Origin of the sequence: Peribacillus sp. NJ4, assembly GCF_030348345.1 — a bacterium.
Classification (GTDB): Bacteria; Bacillota; Bacilli; order Bacillales; family DSM-1321; genus Peribacillus.
Map to the genome: position 1 here is coordinate 2,028,493 of NZ_JAUCFQ010000001.1, position 15,929 is coordinate 2,044,421.

The following is a 15,929-nucleotide window of genomic DNA, read 5'->3' on the forward strand; positions in this document are numbered from 1 at the left end:
CATTTGTGAGTGCGTGGTTTGCCGGTCAATTAAGCTTTTAAAGGAAAAATGATTCAAATGTCGAATTACCAATGAACAATGTAAAAAGGAGGACTAGTATGAACAGGATCAACATTATAACTTTAGGTGTCAGGGATATCAATGAATCATTAAGGTTTTACCGGGACGGATTGGGATTCCATACATCGATTAAAGAGGACGAATTCGCAATCGTTTTTTTTAATAATGCAGGAACGAAACTTGCTTTGTATCCTTTAGAGGAGCTAGCAAAAGACATCAATGAGATAGAACCGCCTAAGAAAAATGGTTTCCCGGGTCTTACGCTCGCTTATAATGCTAAATCAACTGAAGAAGTCGATGAGGTGATCAACAAGGCTGAAAAGGCCGGGGGAACAATCGAGAAATCACCTCAAGATGTTTTTTGGGGAGGATACAGCGGATATTTTTCAGACCCCGATGGTTACTATTGGGAGGTTGCGTATTCGAAGGATTGGAGTTTTGATGAATCGGATATGCTGATTATAAAGTAACGCTCACTGCAGCTGTGAAATCAAATTGACCTGGACCTTCCCTATGCCCCTCATAAGAAGTCCGGATCATAAAAGGGCTGTTGCCTAGCCGCTTCCTGTAAGGGAGTGCTAGTCAACAGCCAATCATCATTTCTGGGCATTTACTGAGAAACTACATGCTTGGCAAGTTCTTTACTTATTTGATTGCCCATTCGCTTCGATTGCTCAGTCGCTTCTTGTACACAGGCAATGAATGCTTCTTGCACTTGATGTGCTTGAAGTGCTTTCAGACCTGCTTCGGTCGTTCCGCCTGGTGAAGTTACTTCCTTTCTTAGCACGGCTGGGGTTTTAGGTGATTTCTGCAACATATCGGCCGCACCCATCAGTGTCTGGAGAATTAATTGCTTCGCGGTTTCGGAATCGAGACCTATTTCTTCTGCTGATTTTTCCAATGCTTCGACCAAGTAATAAATATAAGCCGGTCCGCTTCCTGATAAGCCTGTTACCGCATCGAGCTGCGTTTCGTCAACGACTGCCACCGTACCCACCGTTTCAAAGAGAGTAATCGCCGTTTGTAATTGCGATTCTTTCGTATGACCATTAGCCGCAAGGGCCGTTGCTGATTTTCCCACAGCTGCCGATGTATTAGGCATGGCACGGACAATCGAGAACCGCTTGTTGGCGATTCCTTCCAAGCTTGCAGTTTGAACCCCGGCCACAACTGAAATGAATAGCATTTCTTCCCGAATATATTCTTTTATTGATTGCATCGTTTCTAAAATATCTTTCGGTTTCACGGCCAGTACGACAAGGTTTGCATCCTGTACTAAAAGCTTCAGCGATCTTGTGGTAGTTACACCGTATTGTTCCTTTAAATAATTGAACCTATCATCATTGGATTTATTAGTTACAAAAATATTTGCTGGGTCAATTACCTGTTGGGTCACCAGCCCCGAAATGATTGCTTCTGCCATCGATCCAGCTCCGATAAACGCGATTTTTTTCATATTTTCCGCTCCTTTTCCTATTAAATTTCTGGCTTTTTTTGAAAAACAAAAAGACCCCTCATCCAATAAAGGACGAAAGGTCTAGCTTCCGTGGTACCACCTTTGTTCAACTTTTCCATAATAAATAAACAGAAATGCTGCACTTGAATCCTCTAACGCGGGAATTACGTCAGGTTTTCCTGAAGGCTCATAAGGTAGGTTCAATAATGAGGGGGCGATGAAGCCTTTCAGCACATTCCAGCTTCACTCTCTTTACGCCATCAATAAATTTACTTGGCCTTAATCAAAGCCATGCCGTCTTTAATTACTTGTGATTATGAAGGATATATCAGTACTCTGTCAATGATAATATATGCATGGACGACAAAAAATAGACATGAATTATGTGAAAATAATGACAGTAATTAAAAATACATGTAAAATGGTAATTATACATGATAAGTATACTTAGAATCCTGTTTAGCGTATAAAAAGATTTATATAAATATAATTTCTAAGGTGGAAAAGATTATGGCGAATTGGAATGGAAATATTGCGAAAATTGCTTTGCCCACGCCGTTTGCAGTGGGTGATGTGAATGTTTATGTAGTTAAAGGGGATGCCTTGACGCTCATTGATACTGGTGTTAAAACCAAACGATCAAAGGAAGCCTTGACTATCGGGCTTGGGGATTTGGGTCTGAAACTGACCGATATCGAACAAATCATTTTAACCCATCATCACCCTGATCATGCTGGTGCACTCGATTTCTTCGATAAAGAAATCCCGGTTTATGGACATAAAAACAATCAGCGCTGGCTTACTATCAGTGATGAGTTCCTTGAAACCCATAATCGTTTTTTCCTTGATTATGCCAAAAAGTTCGGAGTGGCAGAAGAGCTGAAAAATAAACTGATCCATAGCCGCGACGAAATCAGTTTCCTTAGTGAACGGAAGCTGCATGGATATTTGGCTGAGGGGGATGAGCTTCCTGGTCTTCCAGGCTGGAAAGTGATCGAGACTCCAGGGCATGCGCAAAGCCATTTATCCTTTTACCGGGAAAGTGACGGGGTCATGATTGCGGGCGATCACTTGCTTGCCAAGATTTCACCAAATCCATTACTGGAACCGCCTTTACTTCCGGGAGGCATGAGGCCTCGTCCGTTACTGCAATATAATGCATCACTTCAGAAATTATTGGATTTTTCGATTTCCACTGTTTATTCCGGACATGGATCTGAAGTGGAAGGAGATGAGGTTGCCGACTTGATTCAATATCGATTCGAGCGGCAGCATAACCGTGCCATGCAGGTGAAAAGCATGCTTCAAGATAAGCCTTTATCGGCCTTTGAAGTGTGTCAGCAGCTTTTTCCAAAAGTATACCTTCAGGAAGTGGGCCTGACACTTTCGGAAACGGTCGGTCAGCTGGACTATTTAGAAGACTTGGGTGAAGTCGAAACAGAAATCCAATCAGGGGTCATTCTGTATTCAATCGCTTAATGTTAGCAAGGAGGCCACTTTTTTTGAATAAGTTGCAAGGCAAAGTTATTGTTATTACCGGTGCTTCCGGAGGGATTGGCAAGGAAGTTGCCATCCGAAGTGCAAAGCAGGGAGCCCGTCTTGTCCTCTTGGCCAGAAGCATGGATAAATTACTACAGCTAAAGAATGAACTAATCAACCAATATGGAATTGATGCATATGCCTATAAGCTCGACGTTGCAGACACTGATCAGGTGACAAATGTATTTAATGACATCCATGCGCAAATAGGTGAAGTGGATGTGTTGGTCAACAATGCTGGTTTCGGCACGTTTAAAGAAGCGCAGGATACGGAATTGAATGAAACGAAAGCAATGTTTGCTGTCAACGTCATTGGATTAATGGCCTGCACAAAGCTGGTTCTTCCGTATATGAAGCAGAGAAAATCGGGGCATATCATCAATATCGCTTCACAGGCCGGTAAAATTGCCACTCCTAAATCAACATTGTACTCTTCGACCAAGTTCGCAGTTCTTGGCTATTCAAACGCACTTCGGCTTGAGCTGATGGATGATCATGTTTTTGTGACCACCGTCAATCCCGGACCCATAGAAACGAATTTCTTTAACATTGCGGATGAATCAGGGACATATTTAAAGAATGTCGAAAAGTTCATGCTTAAACCTGGAGATGTCGCGGCTAAAATCGTAGCGGCGATGCTGACCAATAAGAGGGAAATCAACCTCCCTGGCTGGATGAATTTAGCTGGGAAATGGTATAACATGTTTCCAAAGATCACCGAAACATTAGGGAAAAAAGCATTTTTTAAAAAGTAGGCTAGTTCAAAAAGGCGAAAGATGGTCTAATAATAGGCAAAGGGGAATGTCGATGACATTCCCCTTTTTTATGAAATAACGGAAGTTTTATTCCGAATAAATTGGTAACTATTTCATGGGGAATCCGTCTATTTCTTAGGAGGGATTTTCATGAAGATGATTGTAAACCTTTTTATATATATAATTGTTGCCTTTATTCTGGTTAGCTGTCAATCCTCTGATTGGAACATGCATGAAGCCATAGATAAGGGGGAAGAAGGTTTCATTACGGATCTTGACGATAAAAGGATTTTGATTAAAGGGACGTACTATAAGGTGACCAATGATACATATATTCAAGATCAACATGGTAATGACCTCGATTTCTCTGACCTGGAAATCGGGATGAAAGTGAAACCATGGCACCGGGGCGGGGTCAAGAAATCATTTCCTGGGAAAGCGGAAGCGGAATTGATTCTTGTTTTGACGGATGAAAAAAGTTTGGCCGAACAAAGGGCGGTCACTGCTGCCCTCGATCATGTCAGCAAAGCGGAAAGTCAGCGATTCATGGTTCTCGATGTCGTCCATTTGCCCTCAGAGCATGTGTATAATATTGAAATGATGAATCGTTCCAATTTGGATTCATCATTCATGGTGACTGTAGAGGATTTAACGGATGAAATATTATATATAAAATAAATCAAAAAAAACGGACTGAATCATTTATGAATTCAGTCCGGTTTTTTTAATGGGATTTCGCTCACAAGGATGAGCTCATGTCCTGGATTTTATAACGTTTTCGCACCTAAATATTTTGGTTTCCAATAAGAATTATCCATATCCGTGATGGTTATTCCTTTAGAAGACGTAGCACTAATGAATTGACCATTTCCGATATAGATCCCAACATGGGATACTCCTGTTCTTCCAGAAGAAGTATCAAAGAATACAAGATCACCTTTAGCTGGTGATGATACTTTTAAACCTGTATTGGAATAGAGCAATGATGTTGTACGCGGTAAGGTAATTCCTTGTGATTTCTGGAATACGTAATAGACGAAGCCTGAGCAGTCGAATCCAGTCGGTGTTGTCCCGCCCCATTTATAGGGTTTGCCTATTAAGGTTTTTGCATAGCTAATCAGGCTTGTATTATTGACATTATAAACACCAAGCGCATTAAATGTGCCTCGGCCGGCAATTCCGTCGACAGTTAAGCCTTTGGCTTTTTGGAATTTTTTTACTGCAGATACAGAATACGTGCCGTAATATGTAGTAAGTGAACCTGAATATGTGAAATAACCTTTGGTTTTTAAAAGTTGTTGTAGTTGTTTGACATCACTATGTGTCATTCCGGGTCTGAGGGTTTGATCTCCGATATTTGCAAAGGCTTGCAGTGGGGTTAGCATCATGGCAGATGCAACAGCAGCTGAAGCGATCCATTTCTTCATAATTTTCATTTCCTCTCTATCTATCTCTCTATTATTCTTAACAATATTATCCTACAATACCATTATGACAATTAGACATAATTTTGGTTACAATTACATTACAAAAAATGAGTAGTAAGACTAAAATTAAATAGACGAAAGCCTGTTGAAAAGGGTGGATGAATTTTAAAAAACTAAGCATATGGATCCACTTGAAATTATTCAAGTTACTAATTAATCTATTTTAAAAAAACTATATGGAAACATAGTTTAAATATGGCAATTTATCCGTTTTTAGGGTCTATTATATTTTTCAAGGAAATTACAATAAAAAGTAGAAATTTGTATGAAAACTTCCATTGAATAAGAACGTATATTCGGTTAAAGTTATGAATATAATAAAAGCGAACGTATATTCTTGTTAGGGTGAAGAAATGATGGATTATGGGACGATGCCGAAACAATCAATTATGTGTATCGATATGAAAAGTTTTTATGCAAGCTGTTCTGCGGTCATGCTTGGTCTGGACCCACTCGATTGTTATCTGGCGGTGGTTGGTGATTTGAAGAGGACGGGGAGCATTGTGCTTGCAGCTTCTCCAAAAATGAAGAAGGAATTTGGCATCAAGACAGGTTCGCGGATGTTTGAGATTCCGAATGATCCAAGGATTGTCGTCGTTGAACCCAAAATGGCGACCTATTTAAGGGTCTCGACGGAAATCACCCGCTTGTTCAACCGTTATGTGCCCAAAGAAGCGATTCACGTGTATAGTGTGGACGAAAGTTTTGTGAAAGTCGATGGTGCCGCTTCTTTATGGGGAGATGCCCGGGTGATAGCTGAAAAGATAAAAGATGAAATCGAACGGGAATTACAGCTCCCCTGTGCCATTGGAATTGGTCCGAACATGCTTATGGCAAAACTTTGCCTGGATTTGGAAGCCAAACATAAAGGGATTGCAGAATGGAAGTATGAGGATGTGCCAAACAAACTTTGGCCGATTTCCCCGCTTCGTGAAATGTGGGGAATCGGCAGGCGCGTAGAAAAAACCCTTCACGGAATGGGAATATTCACGGTTGGGCAGCTTGCCAATTATGATCTTGAATTACTTGAAGCGAAGTTTGGAATTATGGGCAATCAGCTTTACCACCATGCGTGGGGAATAGATTTATCGGATATGGGGGCAGTGATCATTGAAGGGCAGGTCAGCTTTGGCAAAAGTCAAATCCTGCTTAGGGATTATAAGGCGGAGCATGAGGTCAAGCAGGTCATGCTGGAAATTTGCGAAGAAGTTGGAAGAAGGGCACGTACCCATCGCAAGGCAGGAAGGACGGTCAGCCTAAGCATTGGTTACAGTAAGGATGAGTTTGGCGGTGGTTTCCATCGTTCGCGTTCGATCAGCGAACCGACCAACATTACGATGGAGTTATATAAAGTTTGCCTGGAGCTTTTTCATGAGAACTATAAGCAAAAAACGGTTCGGAGCATAGAGGTCAGACTCTCGAATATTGTGGATGATAACGAAATGCAGCTGACTTTATTTGATGCTTCGCGCTGGAAAAAGCGGGAATTGAGTTACACGGTTGATCGAATCCGCCATAAATATGGACCCAAATCGTTATTGCGTGCAGTTTCGTATACAGAAGCGGGTACAGCTGTTCACCGAAGCAGGCTGCTTGGTGGGCATAAGGCGTAAGGTTGACTTTGAAGGGAGGGAAAAGAATGATTCGTGATCGCGGCCGTATCAAATGGACATCGATGATGTTGCCGGAGCATGTGAAGATGCTGCGGGATTGGGTGGTGGAGGATGGCTATGAAACGGAGCGCATCCTGGATGAGCAGCAACTGGAAGAAATGAATGCGGTAATGGGGGAAGCGATGGAGGAAAGAAAGGATGTCGCGATTGCTCATTATGAAGGAAACCGGTATCAGCTGTTAATCGGCAGGATCCATTATTATAATGAGCTCACCCAAAAGCTTCATATCGTTGATCGCTTTCAGCAGGCTCACTATATCAGGCTTTCCGATATAGCGGATGTAAGGATAATGGAATAATGAGCGGAAGGGCTGTTCTCAAGGGACAGCCTTTCATTTTCGAAACGACATCGATCCTCTTTACTGTATTTTCTTCTTGATAAAAGGAAATCATTGGGCAAAAGAGAATCTGACTTGTAGCACGGTCAATGGAAAAAGTGATTTTCATGTCGGCCGATCTTGCAGAAGGAAGCAGGCAGTTTCGTTAACAGAAACATTTTTATCGTTTATAATGGGGGAATGCAAAGACATCGGGAGGCATGTAATCATGTATATTGAATGGACGGAAAGAGCGGCTGAGAAAATAGCCGATAAGGTACAGGGACAAGAAGGATATTTACAGTTGAAATATGATACTGATGGCTGTGGCTGCGTGGTAAGTGGTGTGACGGCGCTATGGTTGGTCACCGAACCTGAGGAAGGTACCGAAAAAGCGGAAACAAACGGAATCCCTCTATATGTGGAGAAATCAAAAATGATTTTTTTGGATGAAGTCATGAAAATAGACTTTGTTCCGGAAGCGAACAGCTTTCAGTTAAAAAGTCCGAATCAAATCTTAAATCCGAGGATGAGCTATTTTAATAAAATCTAACTGAAGAAAATGAGAGGGAATCTTGGATCCCTCTCATTTTCTTCTCAGACAAGTTCGAGAAACTGATCGATTTGATTTTCATATTCTTTTGGATTTTCATTATAAGATTGAGCATGGGCCCCTTTTTTAGCGATGTACAACTGCTTTGGGCCCTCTTTTGCTGCATATAATTCCGCTGTCATGGAAGCAGGAATAAAGCTGTCATTCTCACTATGGATGAAGAGCACAGGGTTTCGGATATTTTTCATATAATCGATTGGGGACACTTCATTGGTCCAATATCCATCACGGAGTTTGATGAACGTACGCCCAAGCGGAAACACGGTCCAAGAGGGAAATGGGATTTCAAGCTTGAGCTGGTGTTTGATCTGATCCTCGAAATTTGAAAATGGACAGTCCGCAATGTAAAAGTCAGCACCATCTTCAAGCATTCCGGCATATAAAAGCAGGGTTACGGCCCCCATGGATTCTCCATGAATGCCAATATGAAGATCAGAACCTTTACGCCTTTTCAATTCATCGATTACGGCCTTCAGGTCGAATTTTTCATAATGTCCATAACTGCTCGTCTTGCCACCGGAATCCCCATGCCGGCGGTGGTCATAAATGATGGCATTGAAGCCCCGCTTAAGAAAAATATTCATGTACTTAATGGAATTGACTTTGTTCTCCGTCACACCATGGGAAATGACCATCCATTTATTGGTATCGTGCGGTTCGATAAACAAGCATTTCAAGGAATATCCGGATGGTGAGGATACCCAAATTTCCGTTTTAGGCAGATTATCAAAATCCTCCCTGATCAGGCGTTTAGCCGTGATTTCACGATTCTGGATAAAATCAGCTTCCTTTTTTTTCATGTACATGATCCGATTGGAAAAATAAATGCCGACGCCGATGATATAGGTTAGGATTCCAGCGAGTGTAAACCACCATTTCTTCATGAAGGATCCTCCTCGGTTGATTTTCTTTATTTTACCATGAGGGAAATGGGAAAACACTGTTTGAAAACCATAACGAGGAAAACGGCAGTCGTGATATAATAATTTCATAAATGGCCAGGAGGTTTTAAGGATGAAAAAGAAACAGCCGCGAAATCAAAATCAAAGCAAAAACCAAGATAAAGATTCATCATCATCATTGAAACTTGGTGATATGATCAATCAAGATATCATGTCCCAGCTTCGTCAAAAGCAAAAGGAACTGAATGAGGCTGAACAAGAGAAAATGGCAGCGGAAGAAGAAAAAAAACGCGAAGAAAGAAAGCAGCGGGAGAAGAACAAATCATTCGAAGAACTATTGGGTGAAAGCAATATGAACTGGAAGAACTATAAATGAAGAACAGGGAGCAGTTTAAGTTTTAAGAGGGCTGGCTCCCTTTTTCTGTTCAGGAGGACCATTCCTTGCTGATATTCCTTTATTTTATAAAGTATAACGATTATATTAAAGATAAGTTCGATATGCTTTCATATCGGATGGACTACTATTAGCTGGTGATATGATGCAAAGTAAAATAGAAAATGTACTGGAAAACCAATTATGTTTCCTGCTTTATGCAAGTTCAAGGGAAATGACGAAAAAATATAAACCGCTGCTTGATAAACTCGAAGTGACATACCCTCAATATCTGGTTCTTCTTCTACTATGGGAACAGGATACACTTACAGTGAAAAAACTAGGGGAGCTGCTTGCCCTCGACTCAGGAACGCTAACCCCCATGTTGAAACGAATGGAGCAGAATGGCTTGATTGTCCGTGAACGTTCCACTGAAGATGAACGGTCTGTCATGATAAAGCTGACGGAAAAGGGACATGGTTTACAGGAAGAGGCCTGTTTCATTCCCGATCGCATTTCGGCTATGTCGGGTGAGGATAAGAGGGTGGTTGAGGATTTGAAAGCTTCACTGCTCCAACTATTGAAAACATTACAGGAATTTTAGCAAAAAGGAAAAACGCTTGGGAATCCCAAGCGTTTTAGTTTGTCGAAAAAAGGAGATTCGGAATGGTCTTATCCCAAACCAAATTATAAAAGAAGGCTTGGTTATCCAAACCTTAGTAGATTGAAGAAATTTGCGACACTCCTGCCGAATAACTGGCTAGCCGAGACCCCACAGACGCTTGCTTTGATGAGGCTTGGCTGACAGTCGGCGGAAAGGGGGCGGATTTAATCCGTGGATCTTAAATAATTGCTTCGGCGTCCGAATAGTGAAATGAAAGTCGAAATAATTTGTGAAAGATCGAATAAAGTACGGTGTAGGTCGAAAAAAGTGCACCGGCTGAAATCAACTGCAACTTTTTTAAAATAAAAAACTGCAGGCAAACTCGTTTATCTTCGAGTTTGTCTACAGTCTGAGACGCTTGGGAACCCCCAAGCGTCTTTTTGTCGGATTAATCTACATCTATTTCAATGGCGACATCCACATTGCCGTTGATTGCTTTTGAATAAGGACACATTTGATGTGCTTTATGAACAAGGGTTTCGAATGTCTCCTTGTCGACCCCGGATCCCTTCACGGCCAAAGTTACAGCCAAGCTGTACTGATGCATCTCACCCATCAATAGACTGACGCTTGCAGTGACTTTGGAATCGAAAGAAACTCGTTCAATTTTACCAACTGATTGCAAGGCACTATCAAAACATGCAGCATATCCAGCTGCAAAAAGCTGTTCCGGATTAGATGCTTCAGGCATCTGTTTAGCCCTTGGCGTTCCCGGCATCGCAATATCAACCGTGAAGTTACCGTCAGCGGAAATAGCCGTTCCTTCTCTTCCGCCATCCACTGTTACTGATGTTGTAAATAATGTTTTTGTCATGATTTTTCTCCCTTACCTTCTTATTTTTAATTGTGCACAACTGAATTGTACAACATTAACTTTAGGATGGCAATGAAAAAGTTGAAAAACTATATCGAATGAAGTTATCGATCAAAATTCATTAACTGAATATATTAGAAGTGGGGTTTGGAAAGGATTAGAATGATAGGAGATACAGAAGCACTATGGCAAATAAAATGACGGAACGGAAATAGGCTGCCTATCCCGTTGGTTAAACGCAGATAAGGCAGCCTCTAAAGATCGTCCTGACATTCCTTTAAACATTTAGTTTAGTTCGAACAACTTTTTATTCCCGGTGACTTTCATATTTGTTCGCTTTGGTCAACTGCTTCAAGATATCAAGCTCGGTTTTGGACAGTGAAGAGCTGTTAGCGGCCTGGCAGTTTTCACGGAGCTGCTGTACTGAGCTTGCTCCTGGTACAACGGTAGCGACGCTTTGATGGGACAATACATATTGAAGTGCCGTTTCATTCAACTTCCTATCAGAAAGTTTGTCCTTTAATTGCGGAAGTAAGTCCTTAAGCTCGTTATAGCTATAGTCGAGGTATCCATCCTCTTTTGCCTTTGCAAGCATTTTCTCACTAAGCAACCCTTTAGCAAGGGGCCCACGGGCGATGATGCTGATCTGTTTGTTGTCCAAAAGGGACATCCATTCTTCTGGGCGGCGGTCGAGAAGATTAAACTGCATCATTACGGAATCGAGCTCGGATTTTTCAGTGAATTCCTTGATCACATTCGGACGAATCGAGGAAATTCCATAATATCGGATATAGCCTTCTTTTTTCAGCTCTTCAAATGCTTCTACCGTTTCTCCGATATTGTCTGAAATGGTGCCTCCATGTAACTGATAAAGGTCAATATAATCAGTCCCCAACCGTTTTAAACTATCTTTTACTGCCGTTTTAATATAAGAGCCAGATGGATCCCAGCTCCAGGCATCCTTATTTTCATTCCAACGGTTTCCAACCTTGGTGGCTATGTATACCTTATCGCGGACCGATTTTAAATTCTTTCCGACGATTTCTTCATTCATACCGAAATCATATAAGTCAGCCGTATCAAAGTAATTGATTCCTTCATCTAAAGCGGCCTGTATGATTTCGGATGCCTGATTTTCAACAGTCCCCAATGACATGCATCCGAGCCCGATTTCAGATACTAGCAATTCTGAATTGCCTAGTCTGCGTTTTTTCATGTTATCCACTCCCTTTACATTCATTGTAAAGGAGAAATCCATTTCACTCAAAGAATTCACTTGATCCGTTTTAAAGGAGCGGGTGGCGCCTGATGGTGTATGTCGGCAATCCAATCATTGATATAGACATATTGATTTTGCAATTGTTTTAGTTTTTGAAGGATTTCCCAACTCTTTCCGGATAAAGTAACGCTTTTTTCCAATACGTAAACTTTCATTAAATCGCCCTCCCTCTCTATTATGGTAAAATGTATGAGAAATCATGCTGCAATTAGAACAGAGGAGTGGTCAGGATGAAAAAATTTGAAGAAAAAACGCTGTCTTCGGAAAAAATCTTCACAGGAAAGGTAATCAGCCTGCAAGTGGATGATGTAGAACTTCCTGATGGGAAAACGGGTAAACGTGAAATAGTCAAACATCCGGGAGCGGTTGCAATCATAGCTCTTACTGCAGAAAATAAAATCATCATGGTTGAACAGTACCGTAAAGCGCTGGAGAGAAGCTTGGTGGAAATCCCTGCAGGAAAGCTGGAAAAAGGGGAAGAACCGGTTCTGTCGGCAGAACGGGAGCTGGAAGAGGAGACAGGTTATGAATGCGAAAAAATGGAGCACATCATATCCTTCTATACTTCACCAGGTTTCGCCGATGAATTGGTCCACCTGTATGTGGCCCACAATTTGAAAAAGAAAGAAAATGCGGCCCCACTGGATGAAGATGAATTTGTCGAGATGATTGAACTCACGTTGGAGGAAGCTCAAACTTATATGGATGAAGGGAAAATCCAGGATGCGAAAACGGCATATGCCGTGCAGTATCTGCTGTTGAAAAAGGCGATGACTTCATAAATGAAGGAGTTTTACGCTGACCTGCATATCCATATAGGCAGAACGAGAAGCGGAAGGGCCGTGAAAATAACAGGTGCTAAGTCGTTAACCTTCAGCAAGGTGCTGCAAGTGGCAAGTGAAAGGAAGGGCCTTGATCTAATCGGGATAATCGATTGCCATTCTCCTGAAATTATCGAAGAGATCGAAGCGGGGATTCTGGATGGCGAAATCACGGAAAAGATGGAAGGTGGACTTCAATACAGGAATACAACCATCATTCCAGGCTCGGAGATTGAAATTTATGACCAGAATTGTAATGGACCAATCCATGTCCTCGCCTATTTTCCCACTTTACAAGCGATGAAGGAATTCTCATCATGGATGAGCGGACATGTTAAAAATATAACCTTGAGCTCCCAAAGGATTTATTGTGATGGAAGAACGCTGCAAAAGATGGTGAAGTCACTGGGCGGCCTGTTTATCCCGGCACATGTTTTCACCCCATTTAAAAGCTTGTATGGAAAAGGGGTGCGGTCCAGTCTGACAGAAGTATTCGATCCGAAGCTGATTGATGCCATCGAACTTGGCTTAAGTTCAGATACAGAAATGGTAAAGGATATCGAGGAGTTGGACTCCTATGTATTCGTGACAAATTCCGATGCTCATTCGCTTGGGAAAATCGCTCGTGAATATCAAAAAGTCCTGCTTGAAGAACCAAGTTTCAATGAGCTGGCAAAAGCCCTTAAAGAAAAAGGGGATCGTAAGGTGACCGTCAATTATGGATTGAACCCCTTATTGGGAAAATATCATCAAACCGTATGTTCAGGGTGTTTACACCAGGTGTTGAGGGATAGTGAACAATGTCCTGAGTGTGGTAATATCTCCATTATAAAAGGAGTATCGTCCAGGATCAAAGAACTCTCCATTTCCAAAATCAACGGAAGGTATGGAAGGGAAAGGCCACCATATATCCATCAAGTACCACTCGATTTCATCCCAGGACTTGGACCTAAATCGATGGAAAAACTGCTGGTGGCATTTGGAACAGAGATGAATATCCTTCATGAAGTTACGCTTGAACAGCTCATGGAAATCGTGCCTGAAAAATTGGCCCGCTACATCGATTCTGCCAGAAAAGGGACACTTTCTTTTGAGGTGGGGGGCGGAGGCAAATACGGAAAAGTCAAAAAGGAAAGCTAACCTGAATAAAAGTCCTGACAGATGATTGTTAACTGTCAGGACTTTTTTTAGTTTGTAGTTTTTGCATAAATGGAGGTGTCCCGCAATTCCTTGCCATCAGCACTTAGACAGTCATAATGCAAAGTTCCTTCAAGGATAAACCCTAGCTTCTCGGGAATCCGTTTGCTGGCAATATTCTTAGGGTCACAGCGGATTTCAACTCGCTTTGCCCCATAATGGTAGAAAGCGAATTTGGTTAACTTTTCGACCGCTTCCATTATGTACCCTTGTTTACTGTACCTCGTATCAATCCAATAGCCAATTTCGAATTTAGGGATATCCCAGTTAATCCGGTGCAGACCAGTGGAGCCGATGAATTGATCGTCTTCTTTCCTATAAATATGAAGTCTAATATCCTCTTTTAAAATAAAGTCCGCAAAGGACTTAAGAACGTTCTGTTCTGAAGTTTCCGGAGACGCATCTTGATGGGCAAATGGCAGCCACTGTTTCAATTCATGTTTAGAATGGACAATGGCCTCGTAAACGTCAAGGCCATCACCAGGCTGACATGGTCTTAAATATAATCGTGGGGTTTCAATTTTTTCGGGGAAATCCATTAATATAGCTTTCATATCCTACCTCCATATAATGATTTTGGAAAATTATAACACGAATTCAGGGTAAGGTGTTCTGTTGATGGGGAAAGTTTACTTAGCATAAATGAGAGAGTGAAAACATAGATTCTAGTAAGCGGAGTTGGGAGGATGAAAGATGAAAAAAAAATCTGTCGTACAAAATGCCGTAATGAAACATATTAACGAACATTCCTCATTATATGTCTTTATCACTGTGCTTTTTTTGATGGGTGTCATTTTTGGGGCAGTACTGGTGAATAGTTTGAGCTTTACCCAAAAGGAAGACTTGTTCTATTATTTATCGCAATTTTTCGGACAAGTATCCAAAGGTGAATTTGCATCTTCGCATGATATGTTCAGCCAAAGTATTATGCATAATATAAAATATATCGGCGTCATCTGGATTCTCGGAATATCGGTCATCGGTTTGCCTGTCATCTTGGTTTTGCTATTTATAAAAGGGATGGTTGTTGGATTCACAGTCGGCTTTTTAGTCAATCAAATGGGGTGGAGTGGGTTTTTATTATCGTTTGTCGCCATTCTGCCCCAAAATATATTCATAGTCCCTATATTCATCGTGATAACCGTCCTTGCCGTCTCACTATCAATGAAAATGATCAGCCGGATTTTCCTTAAGCAGGTTCGTGAGCCACTGAAGCCGATAATATCACGGTATATTTTCTCATTGATTTTGTCGGGGTTATTTTTGGTTACAGCTGCTGCATTTGAAGCGTACCTATCCCCTTCCTTAATGAAAAATGTCGTAAGTTTATTGGGTCATTGATCGAAATTTACGGTTCCCGCAAATTTTTTTATCATTAACAAGAAATCTATTTTGACAGTTTTCCCTCATTTGATATAATGGATAGGATAGCGGCGCGGGAGGGAATATTAGGTATGGAAATAGAAAACAGAATTGATAGGATAAAAAAGCAGTTGCACTCGTCCAGCTACAAATTAACGCCTCAGCGAGAAGCGACCGTCCGCGTTTTACTTGAGCATGAAGAGGATCATTTAAGCGCAGAAGACGTTTACCTCCTTGTCAAAGAAAAGTCGCCGGAAATTGGATTGGCAACAGTTTACCGTACGCTAGAGTTGCTGACTGAATTGAAGATAGTAGATAAAATTAACTTTGGAGACGGGGTTTCCCGTTATGATTTAAGACAAGAAGGAGCTGCGCATTTCCATCATCATCTTGTTTGTGTGGAATGTGGTGCGGTAGATGAGATCCAGGAAGACCTACTTGAAGACGTAGAAGACATTGTGGAACGCGACTGGAACTTCAAGATTAAAGACCATAGATTAACCTTTCATGGCATTTGTCATCGATGTCATGACAAAGAAGACAACAAAGGTGAATGAAGTTGGACCTTTTCCATTTAGTGGAGAAGGTTTTCTGCATTTTTAAAGGGCTAAAAACCT

Annotated in this window: 21 protein-coding genes; 14 read left to right on the top strand and 7 right to left on the bottom strand. The window is 41.5% G+C overall.

Annotation, left to right across the window (positions count from 1 at the left end; translation table 11 throughout):
* Nucleotides 1–98 precede the first annotated feature (98 nt).
* Nucleotides 99–530, top strand: coding sequence for a VOC family protein (locus tag QUF94_RS10190; protein WP_289315749.1), 432 nt, complete (start codon nt 99–101; stop codon nt 528–530).
* Nucleotides 531–670: 140 nt separating this feature from the next.
* Here QUF94_RS10190 and proC read toward each other — a convergent pair whose 3' ends face one another.
* Entirely contained in the window at nt 671–1,516 is an 846-nt protein-coding gene (gene proC, locus QUF94_RS10195) for a pyrroline-5-carboxylate reductase (protein ID WP_289315750.1), read from the bottom strand.
* A gap of 510 nt (nt 1,517–2,026) precedes the next feature.
* On the opposite strand from proC, the gene QUF94_RS10200 reads away from it, so the two are divergent.
* The 3 genes from QUF94_RS10200 to QUF94_RS10210 all read left to right on the top strand — a co-directional run bounded on the left by QUF94_RS10200 (nt 2,027) and on the right by QUF94_RS10210 (nt 4,488).
* Nucleotides 2,027–2,995, top strand: coding sequence for an MBL fold metallo-hydrolase (locus QUF94_RS10200; protein WP_289315751.1), 969 nt, complete (start codon nt 2,027–2,029; stop codon nt 2,993–2,995).
* Nucleotides 2,995–3,810: an SDR family NAD(P)-dependent oxidoreductase gene (locus QUF94_RS10205; RefSeq protein WP_430103143.1), complete on the top strand. Its 816-nt coding sequence runs from the start codon at nt 2,995–2,997 to the stop codon at nt 3,808–3,810. The genes QUF94_RS10200 and QUF94_RS10205 overlap by 1 nt, the downstream gene beginning before the upstream one ends.
* A 150-nt stretch (nt 3,811–3,960) precedes the next feature.
* The gene (locus tag QUF94_RS10210; protein WP_289315753.1) at nt 3,961–4,488 is read left to right on the top strand and encodes a DUF3221 domain-containing protein; all 528 of its coding nucleotides are present in this window, start codon (nt 3,961–3,963) and stop codon (nt 4,486–4,488) included.
* Nucleotides 4,489–4,577: 89 nt separating this feature from the next.
* Here the strand turns inward: QUF94_RS10210 and QUF94_RS10215 are convergent, their stop codons facing one another.
* A complete protein-coding gene (locus QUF94_RS10215; RefSeq protein ID WP_063575710.1) occupies nt 4,578–5,237 on the bottom strand; it encodes a C40 family peptidase in 660 nt (219 codons plus the stop codon).
* Nucleotides 5,238–5,650: 413 nt separating this feature from the next.
* Between QUF94_RS10215 and QUF94_RS10220 the strand changes: the two genes are divergently transcribed.
* The 3 genes from QUF94_RS10220 (at nt 5,651) to QUF94_RS10230 (ending at nt 7,840) form a co-directional block, all read left to right on the top strand.
* Entirely contained in the window at nt 5,651–6,910 is a 1,260-nt protein-coding gene (locus tag QUF94_RS10220) for a Y-family DNA polymerase (RefSeq protein ID WP_289315754.1), read from the top strand.
* 26 nt (nt 6,911–6,936) lie between these two features.
* Entirely contained in the window at nt 6,937–7,269 is a 333-nt protein-coding gene (locus QUF94_RS10225) for a YolD-like family protein (protein WP_289315755.1), read from the top strand.
* A gap of 247 nt (nt 7,270–7,516) precedes the next feature.
* Complete coding sequence (locus QUF94_RS10230; RefSeq protein ID WP_289315756.1) at nt 7,517–7,840, top strand: iron-sulfur cluster biosynthesis family protein; 324 nt, start codon at nt 7,517–7,519, stop codon at nt 7,838–7,840.
* A 44-nt stretch (nt 7,841–7,884) separates the two neighbouring features.
* Here QUF94_RS10230 and QUF94_RS10235 read toward each other — a convergent pair whose 3' ends face one another.
* Entirely contained in the window at nt 7,885–8,784 is a 900-nt protein-coding gene (locus QUF94_RS10235; protein ID WP_289315757.1) for an alpha/beta hydrolase, read from the bottom strand.
* Between the two features lie 130 nt (nt 8,785–8,914).
* Between QUF94_RS10235 and QUF94_RS10240 the strand changes: the two genes are divergently transcribed.
* The 3 genes from QUF94_RS10240 to QUF94_RS10250 all read left to right on the top strand — a co-directional run bounded on the left by QUF94_RS10240 (nt 8,915) and on the right by QUF94_RS10250 (nt 9,980).
* Nucleotides 8,915–9,178, top strand: a complete 264-nt coding sequence (locus QUF94_RS10240; protein ID WP_289315758.1) for a YqkE family protein — start codon at nt 8,915–8,917, stop codon at nt 9,176–9,178.
* Nucleotides 9,179–9,341: 163 nt separating this feature from the next.
* Nucleotides 9,342–9,779, top strand: a complete 438-nt coding sequence (locus tag QUF94_RS10245) for a MarR family winged helix-turn-helix transcriptional regulator (protein WP_289315759.1) — start codon at nt 9,342–9,344, stop codon at nt 9,777–9,779.
* Between the two features lie 39 nt (nt 9,780–9,818).
* Nucleotides 9,819–9,980, top strand: a complete 162-nt coding sequence (locus QUF94_RS10250) for a hypothetical protein (protein WP_289315760.1) — start codon at nt 9,819–9,821, stop codon at nt 9,978–9,980.
* Nucleotides 9,981–10,227: 247 nt separating this feature from the next.
* Here the strand turns inward: QUF94_RS10250 and QUF94_RS10255 are convergent, their stop codons facing one another.
* The 3 genes from QUF94_RS10255 to mciZ all read right to left on the bottom strand — a co-directional run bounded on the left by QUF94_RS10255 (nt 10,228) and on the right by mciZ (nt 12,087).
* Complete coding sequence (locus tag QUF94_RS10255; RefSeq protein WP_252281220.1) at nt 10,228–10,653, bottom strand: Ohr family peroxiredoxin; 426 nt, start codon at nt 10,651–10,653, stop codon at nt 10,228–10,230.
* A 307-nt stretch (nt 10,654–10,960) separates the two neighbouring features.
* Nucleotides 10,961–11,869: an aldo/keto reductase gene (locus tag QUF94_RS10260; protein ID WP_289315761.1), complete on the bottom strand. Its 909-nt coding sequence runs from the start codon at nt 11,867–11,869 to the stop codon at nt 10,961–10,963.
* A gap of 56 nt (nt 11,870–11,925) precedes the next feature.
* Entirely contained in the window at nt 11,926–12,087 is a 162-nt protein-coding gene (gene mciZ / locus QUF94_RS10265) for a Z-ring formation inhibitor MciZ (protein WP_289315762.1), read from the bottom strand.
* A gap of 75 nt (nt 12,088–12,162) precedes the next feature.
* Here mciZ and QUF94_RS10270 point away from each other — a divergent pair, with 75 nt between their 5' ends.
* Nucleotides 12,163–12,714, top strand: coding sequence for an NUDIX hydrolase (locus QUF94_RS10270; RefSeq protein ID WP_289315763.1), 552 nt, complete (start codon nt 12,163–12,165; stop codon nt 12,712–12,714).
* Nucleotides 12,715–13,893, top strand: a complete 1,179-nt coding sequence (locus QUF94_RS10275) for an endonuclease Q family protein (protein WP_289315764.1) — start codon at nt 12,715–12,717, stop codon at nt 13,891–13,893.
* Nucleotides 13,894–13,940: 47 nt separating this feature from the next.
* Here QUF94_RS10275 and QUF94_RS10280 read toward each other — a convergent pair whose 3' ends face one another.
* Nucleotides 13,941–14,504 (bottom strand): GNAT family N-acetyltransferase, encoded by a 564-nt coding sequence (locus tag QUF94_RS10280; protein ID WP_289315765.1) that lies wholly within the window; start codon nt 14,502–14,504, stop codon nt 13,941–13,943.
* A gap of 139 nt (nt 14,505–14,643) precedes the next feature.
* Between QUF94_RS10280 and spoIIM the strand changes: the two genes are divergently transcribed.
* Together spoIIM and fur are read left to right on the top strand one after the other, a co-directional pair.
* Entirely contained in the window at nt 14,644–15,291 is a 648-nt protein-coding gene (gene spoIIM / locus QUF94_RS10285) for a stage II sporulation protein M (RefSeq protein ID WP_289315766.1), read from the top strand.
* Between the two features lie 119 nt (nt 15,292–15,410).
* Nucleotides 15,411–15,869 (top strand): ferric iron uptake transcriptional regulator, encoded by a 459-nt coding sequence (gene fur, locus QUF94_RS10290; RefSeq protein WP_289318338.1) that lies wholly within the window; start codon nt 15,411–15,413, stop codon nt 15,867–15,869.
* Nucleotides 15,870–15,929: the final 60 nt, after the last annotated feature.

Bases quoted from the DNA above. Each gene is read 5' to 3' on its own strand.
- QUF94_RS10245 (WP_289315759.1), top strand. From the start codon at position 9,342: ATGCAAAGTAAAATAGAAAATGTACTGGAAAACCAATTATGTTTCCTG.
- QUF94_RS10255 (WP_252281220.1), bottom strand. From the start codon at position 10,653: ATGACAAAAACATTATTTACAACATCAGTAACAGTGGATGGCGGAAGA.
- QUF94_RS10260 (WP_289315761.1), bottom strand. From the start codon at position 11,869: ATGAAAAAACGCAGACTAGGCAATTCAGAATTGCTAGTATCTGAAATC.
- proC (WP_289315750.1), bottom strand. From the start codon at position 1,516: ATGAAAAAAATCGCGTTTATCGGAGCTGGATCGATGGCAGAAGCAATC.
- mciZ (WP_289315762.1), bottom strand. From the start codon at position 12,087: ATGAAAGTTTACGTATTGGAAAAAAGCGTTACTTTATCCGGAAAGAGT.
- QUF94_RS10220 (WP_289315754.1), top strand. From the start codon at position 5,651: ATGATGGATTATGGGACGATGCCGAAACAATCAATTATGTGTATCGAT.
- QUF94_RS10230 (WP_289315756.1), top strand. From the start codon at position 7,517: ATGTATATTGAATGGACGGAAAGAGCGGCTGAGAAAATAGCCGATAAG.
- spoIIM (WP_289315766.1), top strand. From the start codon at position 14,644: ATGAAAAAAAAATCTGTCGTACAAAATGCCGTAATGAAACATATTAAC.
- QUF94_RS10235 (WP_289315757.1), bottom strand. From the start codon at position 8,784: ATGAAGAAATGGTGGTTTACACTCGCTGGAATCCTAACCTATATCATC.
- QUF94_RS10215 (WP_063575710.1), bottom strand. From the start codon at position 5,237: ATGAAGAAATGGATCGCTTCAGCTGCTGTTGCATCTGCCATGATGCTA.
- QUF94_RS10270 (WP_289315763.1), top strand. From the start codon at position 12,163: ATGAAAAAATTTGAAGAAAAAACGCTGTCTTCGGAAAAAATCTTCACA.
- QUF94_RS10240 (WP_289315758.1), top strand. From the start codon at position 8,915: ATGAAAAAGAAACAGCCGCGAAATCAAAATCAAAGCAAAAACCAAGAT.
- QUF94_RS10205 (WP_430103143.1), top strand. From the start codon at position 2,995: ATGTTAGCAAGGAGGCCACTTTTTTTGAATAAGTTGCAAGGCAAAGTT.
- QUF94_RS10200 (WP_289315751.1), top strand. From the start codon at position 2,027: ATGGCGAATTGGAATGGAAATATTGCGAAAATTGCTTTGCCCACGCCG.
- QUF94_RS10210 (WP_289315753.1), top strand. From the start codon at position 3,961: ATGAAGATGATTGTAAACCTTTTTATATATATAATTGTTGCCTTTATT.
- QUF94_RS10280 (WP_289315765.1), bottom strand. From the start codon at position 14,504: ATGAAAGCTATATTAATGGATTTCCCCGAAAAAATTGAAACCCCACGA.
- QUF94_RS10275 (WP_289315764.1), top strand. From the start codon at position 12,715: ATGAAGGAGTTTTACGCTGACCTGCATATCCATATAGGCAGAACGAGA.
- QUF94_RS10190 (WP_289315749.1), top strand. From the start codon at position 99: ATGAACAGGATCAACATTATAACTTTAGGTGTCAGGGATATCAATGAA.
- QUF94_RS10225 (WP_289315755.1), top strand. From the start codon at position 6,937: ATGATTCGTGATCGCGGCCGTATCAAATGGACATCGATGATGTTGCCG.